This window comes from Actinomadura soli, assembly GCF_005889715.1.
GTDB classification, from domain to species: domain Bacteria; phylum Actinomycetota; class Actinomycetes; order Streptosporangiales; family Streptosporangiaceae; genus Spirillospora; species Spirillospora soli.
In genome coordinates this window covers 34,668-47,805 of sequence record NZ_VCKW01000032.1, presented here as the reverse complement: position 1 = coordinate 47,805, position 13,138 = coordinate 34,668, and the positions used below count along the sequence as shown (strand labels likewise).

General features: G+C 70.9%; 9 protein-coding genes. 3 read left to right on the top strand and 6 right to left on the bottom strand.

The genetic code is table 11. The features are described 5' to 3' along the window. Positions 1-140 precede the first annotated feature (140 nt). Positions 141-2,786, bottom strand: a complete 2,646-nt coding sequence (locus tag ETD83_RS08945) for a valine--tRNA ligase (protein WP_138644594.1) — start codon at positions 2,784-2,786, stop codon at positions 141-143. 154 nt (positions 2,787-2,940) lie between these two features. On the opposite strand from ETD83_RS08945, the gene ETD83_RS08940 reads away from it, so the two are divergent. After that, a complete protein-coding gene (locus ETD83_RS08940; protein ID WP_138644593.1) occupies positions 2,941-3,735 on the top strand; it encodes a sensor histidine kinase in 795 nt (264 codons plus the stop codon). Further along, positions 3,736-4,395 (top strand): response regulator transcription factor, encoded by a 660-nt coding sequence (locus ETD83_RS08935; RefSeq protein ID WP_138644592.1) that lies wholly within the window; start codon positions 3,736-3,738, stop codon positions 4,393-4,395. A gap of 57 nt (positions 4,396-4,452) precedes the next feature. Here ETD83_RS08935 and clpX read toward each other — a convergent pair whose 3' ends face one another. The 4 genes from clpX to tig all read right to left on the bottom strand — a co-directional run bounded on the left by clpX (position 4,453) and on the right by tig (position 9,011). After that, positions 4,453-5,727 (bottom strand): ATP-dependent Clp protease ATP-binding subunit ClpX, encoded by a 1,275-nt coding sequence (gene clpX / locus ETD83_RS08930; protein ID WP_138644591.1) that lies wholly within the window; start codon positions 5,725-5,727, stop codon positions 4,453-4,455. A gap of 174 nt (positions 5,728-5,901) precedes the next feature. After that, entirely contained in the window at positions 5,902-6,561 is a 660-nt protein-coding gene (locus ETD83_RS08925; RefSeq protein ID WP_138644597.1) for an ATP-dependent Clp protease proteolytic subunit, read from the bottom strand. 66 nt (positions 6,562-6,627) lie between these two features. Next, complete coding sequence (locus tag ETD83_RS08920; RefSeq protein WP_138644596.1) at positions 6,628-7,260, bottom strand: ClpP family protease; 633 nt, start codon at positions 7,258-7,260, stop codon at positions 6,628-6,630. A 206-nt stretch (positions 7,261-7,466) separates the two neighbouring features. Next, positions 7,467-9,011: a trigger factor gene (tig, locus tag ETD83_RS08915; protein WP_138644590.1), complete on the bottom strand. Its 1,545-nt coding sequence runs from the start codon at positions 9,009-9,011 to the stop codon at positions 7,467-7,469. 310 nt (positions 9,012-9,321) lie between these two features. On the opposite strand from tig, the gene ETD83_RS08910 reads away from it, so the two are divergent. Next, positions 9,322-10,494, top strand: coding sequence for a hypothetical protein (locus ETD83_RS08910; RefSeq protein WP_205717563.1), 1,173 nt, complete (start codon positions 9,322-9,324; stop codon positions 10,492-10,494). Here the strand turns inward: ETD83_RS08910 and ETD83_RS08905 are convergent. Then, positions 10,491-13,061, bottom strand: coding sequence for a Tex family protein (locus tag ETD83_RS08905; protein ID WP_138644589.1), 2,571 nt, complete (start codon positions 13,059-13,061; stop codon positions 10,491-10,493). The genes ETD83_RS08910 and ETD83_RS08905 overlap by 4 nt on opposite strands. Positions 13,062-13,138: the final 77 nt, after the last annotated feature.

Genomic DNA, 13,138 nt, shown 5'->3' with positions numbered 1-13,138 from the left:
GGCCGGACTCCTCGTCCGGCGGATCGCCCTCCCCGGCGACCGGGGGCGCGTTCAGGTCATCGCCGGACGAGGAGTCCGGCCTGTCGGACCGAGCGGGTGATTCGGCCATGGCACTCCCGATGGATGGTTCGGCTGCCGGGTCAGCCCGCGGGCAGCGCGGTCAGCTGCGACTCCAGGCGCCTGATGTCCGCCTCGGCCTGCGCGAGCCGGTCCCGGTTCTTGGCGACGACCGCCTCCGGCGCCTTCGCCATGAACGCCTCGTTGCCGAGCTTCCGGCCGACCTGCTCCACCTCCTTGCGGGCGGCGGCGAGGTCCTTCTCCAGCCGCCTGCGCTCGGCGGCGACGTCGATCGCGCCCGCCGTGTCGAGCCGGACGACCACGTCCTCGACGGGCAGCGACGCGGTCGCCGCGAAGCCCTCACCCGGCTCGGTGAGGCGCAGGAGCGCGCGGACGCCCTCCTCGTGCGCCGCGAGCGGCGAGCCGCTCCACTCCAGCGCCGCCGCGACCTTCTGGCCCGGCTTGAGACCCTGGTCGGCGCGGAACCGCCGGACCTCCGTGACAAGCCGCTGCAGCGACTCGACGAGCGCCTCGGCGTCCTTGTCGGCCCGTCCGGGCTCGGCGGACGGCCACGGCGCGGTGACGATCGTCTCGCCGCCGGAGGTGGGTTCGGACGGTGTCATGCATAGAGCCGTCCACAGCTCCTCGGTCACGAAGGGGATCACCGGGTGCAGCAGCCGCAGCAGCTTGTCGAGCACCTCGCCGAGCACGCGGCGCGTCGCCTCGGCCCGGTCGTCGGCCAGCTGGACCTTGGCCAGCTCGACGTACCAGTCGCAGACCTCGTCCCACGCGAAGTGGTAGAGCGCCTCGCACGCCTTCGCGAAGTCGTAGGACTCCAGGTGGACGTCCACCTCGGCGATGACCGTCTGGAGGCGGGACAGGACCCAGGCGTCCACGGTCGTCACTTTCTCGGGCATCTCGCCGCGGACGTGCGCGCCGTTGATGAGCGCGAACCGCGTCGCGTTCCACAGCTTGTTGCAGAAGTTGCGCGACCCCTGCGCCCACTGCTCCGCCACCGGGACGTCGCCGCCCGGGTTCGCGCCGCGCAGCAGCGTGAACCGGGTCGCGTCCGCGCCGTACTCGTCGATCCAGTCGAGCGGGTCGATGACGTTCCCGAACGACTTGGACATCTTCTTGCCGTACTGGTCGCGGACCATCCCGTGCAGGGCGATCGTGTCGAACGGCTGGACGCCGTCCATCGCATACAGCCCGAACATCATCATCCTGGCGACCCAGAAGAACAGGATGTCGTACCCGGTGACCAGCACGGACGTCGGGTAGAACCGCTTCAGGTCGTCGGTCTCGTCGGGCCAGCCGAGCGTGGAGAACGGCCACAGCGCCGAGGAGAACCAGGTGTCGAGGACGTCGGTGTCCTGCGTCCAGCCGGCGGGCGGCTCCTCGTCCGGGCCCGGGCAGACGACCTCGCCGTCCGGCCCGTACCAGACGGGGATGCGGTGCCCCCACCACAGCTGCCGGCTGATGCACCAGTCGTGCATGTTGTCGACCCACTCGAAGTAGCGGGCCGCCATCTCCGGCGGGTGGATCTTGACCCGGCCGTCGCGGACGGCGTCGCCCGCCTCCCGCGCCAGCGACTCGACCTTCACGAACCACTGCAGCGACACGCGCGGCTCGACGACCGTGGCGCAGCGCTGGCAGTGGCCGACCGAGTGCTTGTACGGGCGGACCTCCTTGACGATCCGGCCCTGCTCGCGCAGCGCGGCCACGACCGCCGGGCGCGCCTCGAACCGGTCGAGGCCCTCGAACGGCCCGGACGCGGTGACGACGCCGCGCTCGTCCATGACCGGCAGGGACGCCAGCGCGTGGCGCCGCCCGATCTCGAAGTCGTTCGGGTCGTGCGCCGGGGTCACCTTCACGGCGCCCGTTCCGAACTCGGGGTCGACGTGCTCGTCGGCCACGACGGGGATACGGCGGCCGGTCAGCGGAAGCTCGATCTCCCGGCCGACCATGTGCGCGTACCGGGGGTCCCCCGGATGGACGGCGACGGCGGCGTCGCCGAGCATCGTCTCCGCCCGCGTCGTCGCGACGACGATCGCGTCGTCACCCTCCTGGTCGTCCGACCCGTAGCGGATGGAGACCAGCTCGCCGTCGACGTCCTCGTGCTCGACCTCGATGTCGGACAGGGCCGTCAGGCAGCGCGGGCACCAGTTGATGATGCGCTCCGCGCGGTGGATGAGCCCGTCGTCGAACAGCCGCTTGAAGATCGTCCGGACGGCCCTGGCACGGTCGTCGTCCATCGTGAACGCCTCGCGCGTCCAGTCGACGCCGTCGCCGAGGCGCCGCATCTGGCCGAGGATCCGGCCGCCGGACTCCGCCTTCCACTGCCACACCCGCTCGACGAACGCCTCGCGTCCGAGGTCGTGCCGCGACAGGCCCTCCTTGGCCAGCTCGCGCTCCACCACGTTCTGGGTGGCGATGCCCGCGTGGTCCATGCCGGGCACCCAGACCGTCGCGTGCCCCTGCATGCGGCGCCGCCGGACGAGGGTGTCCTGGATGGAGTGGTCGAGCGCGTGCCCCATGTGCAGCGAGCCGGTGACGTTCGGCGGCGGGATCACGATCGAGAACGGGGGGCCGTCCTGCCCCGCGGTGAACAGCCCCGCCGATACCCACCGGTCGTAGAGGCGGCCTTCCACGTCCGCCGGTCGGTACTGGGTGGGCAGGTCGACGTCTGCGGCGGCCCCCTGGCCGCGCTGAGTGCTGGGCTGTGTCACGGCTGACGATTCTACGGGGACCGGGGAGGCGGCCGGCCCGTGGCCGCAGGGCGTTTCCCGCCGCGGTCGGGACACAGGTCACCTGACACCGGGTCGCCCCGCCGGAAAGGGTTGCGGGGAACACCCGAAACGGCGAGGCGAAAGGAGGGACGGGATGCGAACGGTACTGGCACGTGCAGCCGTGCTGGCCGGCGCGTTCACCGCGGGGGCCGTGGCGGCGCGTGCCGCGACCATCCCGCACCTCCGTCGCCTCACCGCCGACCTGCAGCGTTCGCGGGAGCGGATCCTCGCCAGCCGCGAGGAGGAGCGCCGCCGGCTGCGGCACGACCTGCACGACGGGCTCGGGCCGACGCTCGCCAGCCTCGCCATGTCGCTGGACGCGGCGCGCATCACGCTCGCCTGCGAACCGGAACGTGCCGATCCGCTGCTCGCCGACGTCCGGGACCGGCTGGCGACGACCGTCGGCGAGATCCGCGACCTGGCGCACGGGCTGCGCCCGCCCGCCCTCGACGACCTCGGGCTCGTCGCGGCCATCGAGTCGTTCGCCGAGGGCTGCTGCGAACGGGTGGACGTCCGCTTCGACGGCCAGCACCTGGAGCTGCCCGCGGCCGTGGAGGTCGCGGCGTACCGCATCGCCCAGGAGGCGCTGACGAACGTCCGGCTGCACGCGCCCGAGAGCACCACGACGGTCCGGCTGACGCGGGACGCCGAGCTGCACCTGATGGTGGCCGACACCGGCCCCGGCCTGCCCGACTCGTCCCGCAACGGCGGCCAGGCGAGGCGGCGCGGCATGGCGGCGATGAAGGAGTGGGCCGCGGAGATCGGCGGCAGCTGCGCGATCACGTCGCGGAACGGCGGCGGGACCGTCGTCACCGCCCATCTCCCGCTCGCCGCCGCGGCGGCGGCCGCCGGGTACCATCGTCCTTCCATGGGAAGGGGCGGGGCGTAGATGTCGGAGACGATCCGGGTCCTCATCACCGACGACCACCCGGTGTTCAGGCAGGGCCTGAAGGGCCTGCTGCAGGCGCTGGGCGTGGACGTCGTCGGCGAGGCGGAGAACGGGCCGGACGCGGTCCGGCTGGCCGCGGAGCTGCAGCCGGACGTCGTCGTCATGGACCTGCACATGCCCGGCGGCAACGGCATCGAGGCCACCCGCACCATCACCCGGACGAGCCCGCGCATCGGCGTGCTGGTGCTGACGATGTTCCGCGACGACGACTCCGTCTTCGCGGCGATGCGCGCCGGCGCCCGCGGCTACCTGCTGAAGGAGTCCGGCGCCGAGGAGATCGCCCGCGCGGTCCGGGCCGTCGCGGCCGGGGAGGCCATCTACGGCCCCGAGATCGCCCGCCGCGTGCTCACGTACTTCACCGACATGCCCGACCCGCGCCGCGCCGCGTTCCCCGAGCTCACCGAGCGGGAGCGGGAGGTCCTGGGGCTGATCGCGCAGGGCCGCAGCAACGCCGACATCGCCGGGACGCTGTTCCTCAGCCAGAAAACGGTCCGCAACCACGTCTCGAACATCTTCATGAAGCTCCACGTCGCCGACCGCGCCCAGGCTATCGTCGTGGCCCGCGAAGCCGGTCTCGGCGAATCCACCACGCGCCACTGACCCGCCGCTGAACGCCGAACGCCCCCGACCTTAGGGCCGGGGGCGTTCCAGCGTCTGCTAAGCCGACTTCTCCCGTGGCTCGCGCTTCGGGCGGTCGCGCGGGACGAGGGTCGGGTTGACGTGCTCCAGGACGGCCTCGCGGGTGATGACCACGCGCGCGACGTCCTGGCGGCTCGGCACCTCGTACATCACCGACAGCAGGACCTCCTCCATGATGGCGCGGAGGCCGCGGGCGCCCGTGCCGCGCAGGATGGCCTGGTCTGCGATGGCCTCCAGCGCGTCGTCGGTGAACTCCAGGTCGACGCCGTCGAGCTCGAAGAGGCGGTGGTACTGGCGGACCAGCGCGTTCTTCGGCTCGGTGAGGATGTTGATGAGGGCCTCGCGGTCGAGGTTGTGCACCGACGTCATGATCGGGAGCCGGCCGATGAACTCGGGGATCATGCCGAACTTCAGCAGGTCCTCCGGCATGACGTCGCCGAGCACGGCGGACGACTCGTCGAAGTCGGACTTGGAGCGGATCTGGGCGCCGAAGCCCATGCCCTGCTTCCCGACCCGCGACTCGACGATCTTCTCCAGGCCGGCGAACGCGCCGCCGCAGATGAACAGCACGTTGGTGGTGTCGATCTGGATGAACTCCTGGTGCGGGTGCTTGCGTCCGCCCTGCGGCGGGACGCTCGCGGTGGTGCCCTCCAGGATCTTCAGCAGCGCCTGCTGGACGCCCTCGCCCGACACGTCCCGGGTGATCGACGGGTTCTCGCTCTTGCGGGCGACCTTGTCGACCTCGTCGATGTAGATGATCCCGGTCTCGGCCTTCTTGACGTCGTAGTCGGCCGCCTGGATGAGCTTGAGGAGGATGTTCTCGACGTCCTCCCCGACGTATCCGGCCTCCGTCAGCGCCGTGGCGTCCGCGATCGCGAACGGGACGTTGAGGAGTTTGGCGAGAGTCTGCGCGAGCAGCGTCTTACCGGATCCCGTCGGGCCGAGCAGCAGGATGTTCGACTTGCCGATCTCGACCGGGTCCTCCCGGCCGGTGTCGCCCGACTGGATCCGCTTGTAGTGGTTGTAGACGGCGACGGACAGCGCCTTCTTCGCCGTGTCCTGCCCGATCACGTAGGAGTCGAGGAACTCGTAGATCTCCCGCGGTTTGGGCAGGTTGTCCCACTTGAGGTCGGAGGTCTCGGAGAGCTCCTCCTCGATGATCTCGTTGCAGAGATCGATGCACTCGTCGCAGATGTACACGCCCGGACCCGCGATGAGCTTTTTGACCTGCTTCTGGCTCTTTCCGCAGAACGAGCACTTCAGCAGGTCACCGCCGTCGCCGATGCGTGCCACCCAACTGTCTCCTTTTCGTGGGGCCGACCGCCATGCAGTTTGCGGCGCAGCTCGGTTGCGTCCCGAGGGCTCTCGACGTTGGTTTCGACGTTACCGCCTCCAACGGACTTGGGAAGCCCCTCGCCCGGAAGTGTGACGACCGGGCTTGGGGGTCTCCCTCGTCCTCGTGCCGTCTCAGGACGACACTACCTCGGCCTTGCGCTTCCTGCTGGCGAAGACGTCGTCGATGAGACCGTAGTCCTTCGCCTCGTCCGCCGTGAGGATCTTGTCGCGCTCGATGTCGCGGCGGACCTGCTCGATGGTCTTGCCGCTGTGCTCGGCCAGGATCGTCTCCAGCAGCTCCCGGATCCGCATGATCTCGCGCGCCTGGATCTCGATGTCGCTGGACTGGCCGTAGGTGCCCTCGGTCGCGGGCTGGTGGATCAGCATCCGCGCGTTGGGCAGCGCGGCGCGCTTGCCCGGCGTCCCGGCGGCGAGCAGCACCGCCGCGGCGGACGCGGCCTGGCCGATGCAGACCGTCTGGATGTCCGGCTTGACGAACTGCATCGTGTCGTAGATCGCCGTCATGGCGGTGAACGACCCGCCCGGCGAGTTGATGTAGATGCTGATGTCGCGGTCGGGGTCGATCGACTCCAGCGTGATCAGCTGGGCCATCACGTCGTTGGCGGACGCGTCGTCGATCTGGATCCCGAGGAAGATGATCCGCTCCTCGAACAGCTTGTTGTACGGGTTCATCTCCTTGACCCCGTACGTGGTGCGCTCGACGAACGACGGAATGATGTACCGGCTCTCGACCGGCGCGGGGGATCCGCCCGGCTGGACGCCCGGGACCAGATCGGTGAAGCCGGGTCGGATGAGGTCGCTCACTGTGTGCCTCCGATTAATGATCAGGTCGGGTCGTCAGGAGACCGTGCCCTGGGAGGGCACCTGGGTGGCGCTGAGCACCACGTGGTCCACCAGCCCGTAGTCCTTGGCCTCGTCGGCGGTGAACCAGCGGTCGCGGTCGGAGTCGCGCTCGATCTGGTCGAGCTCCTGGCCGGTGTGCTCGGCGATCTTCTCGGCGAGCGTCCGCTTGACGTACAGCATCTGCTCCGCCTGGATCTTGATGTCGGAGGCGGTGCCGCCGATGCCGCCGGACGGCTGGTGCATCATGATGCGCGCGTGCGGCAGGGCGTAGCGCTTGCCGCGCGTCCCCGCGCACAGCAGGAACTGGCCCATCGACGCGGCGAGGCCCATGCCGACCGTGACGATGTCGTTCGGGACGTACTGCATGATGTCGTAGATCGCCATGCCGGCGGTGACGGAGCCACCTGGCGAGTTGATGTAGAGCGTGATGTCGCGGCGGCCGTCCTCGGCCGACAGGAGCAGCAGCTCCGCGCTGATGCGGTTGGCGATGTCGTCGTCGACCTGCTGGCCGAGGAAGACGATCCGTTCGCGGAGCAGCCGCTGGAACAGCTGGTCGCCCAGAGCCAACATGGGCGCCTCGGCGACCCGCGCCTGGATCCGCGACGACTCGTCGAAAGTCGGAGGCATGCTCACCGGTGTTCCTCCGGTCCTTTTATCGGTTCGGATGATTGGACATTAACGCGCTCACGGGCCCGCTTAAGCCCGTGAGGGCGGCTTTTCGCCAGGGGCGTACCCGCTGGCGACCGGGCGTGTCACGGGAATACGCGGCACGCCCCGCACCCGGTGTCCGGATGCGGGGCGTGTCCTGTGCGGTGCAGAACGTCCAGAAGGTCCTAGGAGGACTTGTCCTGGGCGCTCTCCGGCTCGGCGGCCGGGGACTCGTCAGCGGCGGCCTCAGCCGCGCCTTCGGCCGTCTCCTCGGTCTCCGCCTCCGCCTGCTCGGTTTCTTCGGCCTGGTCGGTGGCCTCGGCGGTCTCGGCGGTCTCGGCGGTCTCGGTCTCGGTCTCGGCGGTCTCGGTTTCGGCGGTCTCGGTCTCGGCGTCGGCGGTCTCGCCGTTCAGCTCGCGCTGGACGGCCTCGACGTCGATGACGTTGCCCGACTCGTCCTTGACGGTGACGTGCTCGACGACGAGGTTCAGCGCCTTGCTGCGCAGCACCTCCGAGACGATCGCCGGGAGCTGGTTGTTCTCGGTGAGGTACTGGGCGAGCTGCTGCGGCTGCACGCCCATCTGCATGGCCTGCGTGACGACGTACTCGCTGAGCTCCTCGTTCTCGACGTTCAGCTCCTCCTGGACGGCGAGCTGGTCGAGGACGAAGCCGCCCTTCACCGCGAGCCGGGCGGCGTCGGCGACCTCGGTGTCGAACTCCTCCTCGGACTTCTCCTCGTCCTTGAGGTAGTCCTCCTTGGTCATGCCGGCCATCTGGAGCTGCTGCTCAAGCTGCTGGTTGCGGCGGCCGACCTCCTCGTCCACGACCGCGTCGGGGAGCGGGATGTCGACCTTCTCCAGCAGCGCTTCGAGGGCCTTGTCGCGCGCGTCGGACAGCTGCTGCGCCTTCACCTGCCGGCCGAGCCGCGTCCGGACGTCGTCGCGGAGCTCGTCGATCGTGTCGAACTCGCTGGCCAGCTGGGCGAACTCGTCGTCCAGATCCGGCAGGTTCTTGATCTTGACGCTCTGCACGGTGGCCGTGATCTCGGCCTCCTCGCCGGCGCGCTCGCCGCCGGTCAGGGCGCCGGTGAAGGTGGCCTCCTCGCCCGCGGCGAGGCCGATGAGCGCGTCGTCGAGGCCCTCGACGGCCGACTTGCTGCCGACCTCGTAGGAGTAGCCGGACGTGGACGCGTCCTCGACCTCCTCGCCGTCGATCCGCGCGACCAGGTCGACGGTGGCGAAGTCGCCCTCCTCGACGGCCCGCTCGGCGGTGGTCAGCGACGCGAACCGCTCGCGCAGGTTGCCGAGGGTCTCCTCGACCTGCTCGTCGGTCACCTCGGCGTCGTCCACGACGACCTCGAGGCCGTCGTAGTCGGGCACCTCGAACTTCGGCCGGATGTCGACCTCGGCGGTGAACGCGAACTGGGTGCCGTCCTCCAGCTCGGTCACCTCGACCTCGGGCTGCCCGAGCACGAAGAGCTCGGACTCCTCGACGGCGCGGCCGTACAGCCCGGGGAGCGCGTCGTTGACCGCCTCCTGCAGCACCGCGCCCCGGCCGACGTACTTGTCGATCAGCGGGGCGGGGACCTTGCCGGGCCGGAAGCCCTTGATCCGCACCTGCTGCGAGATCTCCTTGTACGCCTTGTCGAGGTTCGGCTTGAGCTCGTCGAACGGAACCTCGACGGTGAGCTTGACCCGCGTGGGGGTCAGCTCCTCGACATCGGTCTTCACTGGGGTCGGTCTCCTTGATCGGGCGCTTTCTCGCCGCGGCGTTCGACGCGTGCTTCTGGGTGCTGCCTGCGAGGCCCTCGGCCCGCGCGGACGGCCTTCATCGCGTCGGCCCGTCCGTGCCGTCCCTACGGCCGGTCAGTCTCTCAGCGGCGCGGGCACGCCGAACACGGCTCCGCGCCTTCGCGCGGCCAAGTCTATGGGGTAGCGGCGCCGGCTGCGGACATCGGCCGCCCTCCGGACCCGCGAATCAGCGTTAGCGATTCGGCACAGGCAGTGACATCCAGCACCAGAACCCCCATACTCGTCCGGGATGAACGGGATAGCCGCGGCCTTCAGTGCGACCGGTCTCTACTACCTCGGGTTCGCCTTCTTCAAGATTGCGGCGGACCGGATGGCCCCGCTCCGGGGCAACCGCATCCTGCACATGACCTGGACGATCGTCAGCAACTGGATCTTCCTGATCGCGCTCGCGTTCGTGCTCGGCGGGCTCGGCCTGCAGATCATGGCGCTGAGCGGGCTGCCGCTGTCCACGGCGGTGCCGATCTTCATGTCCGGCATGGTCCCGCTGCTGCTGATCGCGCTGGTGTTCTTCGGCGAGCGGCTCACGGCGCGCGAGTGGCTGAGCCTGCTGCTGATCGGCGGCGCGATCCTGCTGCTCACCGCCTCGCTCAGCGGGGACGAGCCGATCGGCTCGGCGGACACGCCGCTGTGGAAGATCGCGGTGGTGGCGGGCCCGGCGGTCGCGGTGCCGGTGCTGATCCTCGTCCTCGGCGACTATAGGCCGGACGGGCGGCACGCCCGGCCGGTCACCGGCATCGCCTACGGGCTGAGCTCGGGCTTCCCGGTCGGGACGGCGGAGCTGGCGATCAAGGGGTGGAGCGACCACGCGGACGCCGCCCGCCCGGAGATCGCCCTGACCCCGTGGCCGTACCTGACGGTGTTCTCGGCGGCGATCGGGTTCGGGATCATGGTCATGGCGTTCCAGCGCTGCCGGGTCTCGATCGTGTCGACCGTGATGACGGTGGCGGCCAAGACGTATCTGCTGACGATGGGAACGTTCCTTTACGCGGAGCGGTGGCCGCAGGACTGGGCGCACTCGGGGATGCGGCTGGGCGCGCTGGCGCTCGGGATGATCGCCGTCCTGCAGTTCCCGCGGCACCGGCCCATCGAGGACGAGCAGCGGGATGCGGCCTACGGGGACGCGTCGTCCACGTCCACGCGGGACCCGTTCCGGAACCCCCTGCCCGGGGACCGCCCGGGTGGGGAGCGCGCGGTCGGCGGGGTGCGGCGCGGGCACGCCGAGCAAGGGGTGCCGCATGCCGCGCCGGTGCCGCCGCAGCGCTCCCCGCACGCGCAGGACCTGCTCGGCCAGGGGCCTTACGACCGTCCGGAGCGGACGCCGCCGCGCCGCCCGGTCCGTCCGCGGAATCCCGCTCCCACGGAGACCGGGTCGGACGGCCGCTGGCGCGGGTTCACCGACTAGCGCCTCTTGCGGTCCTTCCGGTCGTTGCCGGGGAGGCCCTTGTCGAGGCCGGCCCGGCGGAGGGCGTCGGCCATGGCGCCTCCGCCGCCGCCGTCCTGACCGCCGCGGCTCTGCCCGCCGCGGCCGCCGTCTCGGGCGCCACCTTGGCCGGCGCCACCTTGGCCGCCGCGGCCGCCCTGACCGCCTTGACCGCCCTGGGCGCCCTGGGCGCCCTGGCCGCCTCGGCCGCTCTGACCGCCTTGACCGCCTTGACCGCCTTGGCCTCGGCCGTCGCCGCGCGGGCGCTGGCCGCCGCCGCGGCTCTGGCGCCCGCCGTCGCGCCGCTCGCCGCCCCGCTGCCGCCCGCCGCCCTGCTGGTCGCGGCCGGGCTCGTCGTCCAGGCGGAGGGTCAGCGAGATGCGCTTGCGCTGCAGGTCGACGTCCAGGACCTTCACGCGGACGATGTCGCCGGGCTTGACGACCTCGCGCGGGTCGGAGACGAACTTGTCGGACATCGCGGAGATGTGGACGAGCCCGTCCTGGTGGACGCCGACGTCCACGAACGCGCCGAACGCGGCGACGTTGGTGACGACGCCCTCCAGGATCATGCCGGGTTCGAGGTCTCCGAGCTTGTCGACGCCCTCCTTGAACGTCGCGGTCTTGAACGCCGGGCGCGGGTCGCGGCCGGGCTTCTCCAGCTCGGCGAGGATGTCGGTGACGGTCGGCAGCCCGAACGTGTCGTCGACGAAGTCGGCGGGCCTCAGCGAGCGCAGCGCGGCGGTGTTGCCGATGAGGCCCTTGATGTCGTTGCCCGCCGCGTCGATGATCCGGCGGACGACCGGGTACGCCTCCGGGTGCACGCTGGACGCGTCGAGCGGGTCGTCGCCACCGGGGATGCGGAGGAACCCGGCGCACTGCTCGAACGCCTTCGGGCCGAGCCGCGGGACGTCCTTCAGCCCGCCGCGGCTGCGGAACGGGCCGTTGGCGTCGCGGTGCGCGACGATGTTCTCCGCGAGCCCCTCGCCGATGCCGGACACGCGGGTGAGCAGCGGCGCGGACGCGGTGTTCACGTCGACGCCGACGGCGTTCACGCAGTCCTCGACGACGGCGTCCAGCGATCGGGACAACTTCACCTCGGACACGTCGTGCTGGTACTGGCCGACGCCGATCGACTTCGGGTCGATCTTGACGAGCTCGGCGAGCGGGTCCTGGAGGCGGCGGGCGATGGAGACGGCGCCGCGCAGCGACACGTCCATGCCGGGCAGCTCGCGTCCCGCGTACTCCGACGCCGAGTACACCGACGCGCCCGCCTCCGACACCATGATCTTGGTGAGCTTGAGGTCGGGGTGCCGGGCGATCAGGTCGGCGGCGAGCTTGTCGGTCTCCCGGGACGCGGTCCCGTTGCCGATGGAGACGAGGTCCACCTTGTGCTCGCGGGCCAGGCGGGCGAGGGTCTCGATCGACTCGTCCCACTTCCGGCGCGGCTCGTGGGGGTAGATCGTGTCGGTGGCGACGACCTTGCCGGTGTCGTCCACGACGGCGACCTTGACGCCGGTGCGCAGGCCCGGGTCGAGGCCCATGGTCGAGCGGCTCCCGGCGGGCGCGGCGAGCAGCAGGTCGCGCAGGTTCGCGGCGAAGACGCGGACGGCCTCGTCCTCGGCCTCCTGGCGGAGCCGCGTGCGCTGGTCGATGCCGAGGTGCACGAGGATCCGGGTGCGCCACGCCCAGCGGACCACCTCGGCCAGCCACCTGTCGGCCGGACGGCCCTGGTCTGCGATCTGGAACCGGCGGGCGATCTCCGCCTCGTAGGAGCTGCGCTCCCCCGGCTCCGGTGCGTCCTCCGGTTCCAGGTCCAGGTCCAGGACCTCTTCCTTCTCGCCGCGGAACAGCGCGAGGACGCGGTGGGAGGGCAGCTTCGCGAACGGCTCGGCGAACTCGAAGTAGTCGGAGAACTTCGCGCCCGACTCCTCCTTGCCCTCCCGGACGCGCGAGACCACCCGGCCCCGGTTCCACATGCGCTCGCGCAGCGCGCCGATGAGGTCGGCGTCCTCGGCGAAGCGCTCGACGAGGATGGCGCGGGCGCCCTCCAGGGCCGCGGCCGCGTCGGTGACGCCCTTCTCCTCGTCCACGTAGCCGGCGGCGGCGGTCTGCGGGTCGTTCGACGGGTCGTCCAGCAGCAGTTCGGCGAGGGGTTCGAGGCCGGCCTCGCGGGCGATCTGCGCCTTGGTGCGCCGCTTCGGCTTGTACGGCAGGTAGATGTCCTCGAGCCGCGCCTTGGAGTCGGCCGCCATGATCTGGGACCGCAGCTCGCCGGTGAGCTTGCCCTGCGACTCGATCGACTCCAGGATCGCGGCGCGGCGCTCGTCCAGCTCGCGGAGGTAGCGCAGCCGCTCCTCCAGGGCGCGGAGCTGCGCGTCGTCGAGCGTTCCGGTCGCCTCCTTGCGGTAGCGGGCGATGAACGGGACGGTCGCCCCGCCATCGAGGAGTTCCACCGCGACCCGGACCTGCCCCTCGCCGACGCCGATCTCCTCGGCGATGCGCTGGGTGATGGGCGGCGGGCCGTCATGCCCGGCGGACGTCTGGCTCATGGTCGCTGTCACAGCTCGTTTTTCGCTTTCAGTCTGAGTTGTCCCACAGGAGGACCCCGGGTCCGTCCGGGACCCGT

Bases quoted from the DNA above. Each gene is read 5' to 3' on its own strand.
- ETD83_RS08935 (WP_138644592.1), top strand. From the start codon at position 3,736: ATGTCGGAGACGATCCGGGTCCTCATCACCGACGACCACCCGGTGTTC.
- ETD83_RS08920 (WP_138644596.1), bottom strand. From the start codon at position 7,260: ATGCCTCCGACTTTCGACGAGTCGTCGCGGATCCAGGCGCGGGTCGCC.
- ETD83_RS08940 (WP_138644593.1), top strand. From the start codon at position 2,941: ATGCGAACGGTACTGGCACGTGCAGCCGTGCTGGCCGGCGCGTTCACC.
- ETD83_RS08905 (WP_138644589.1), bottom strand. From the start codon at position 13,061: ATGAGCCAGACGTCCGCCGGGCATGACGGCCCGCCGCCCATCACCCAG.
- ETD83_RS08910 (WP_205717563.1), top strand. From the start codon at position 9,322: ATGAACGGGATAGCCGCGGCCTTCAGTGCGACCGGTCTCTACTACCTC.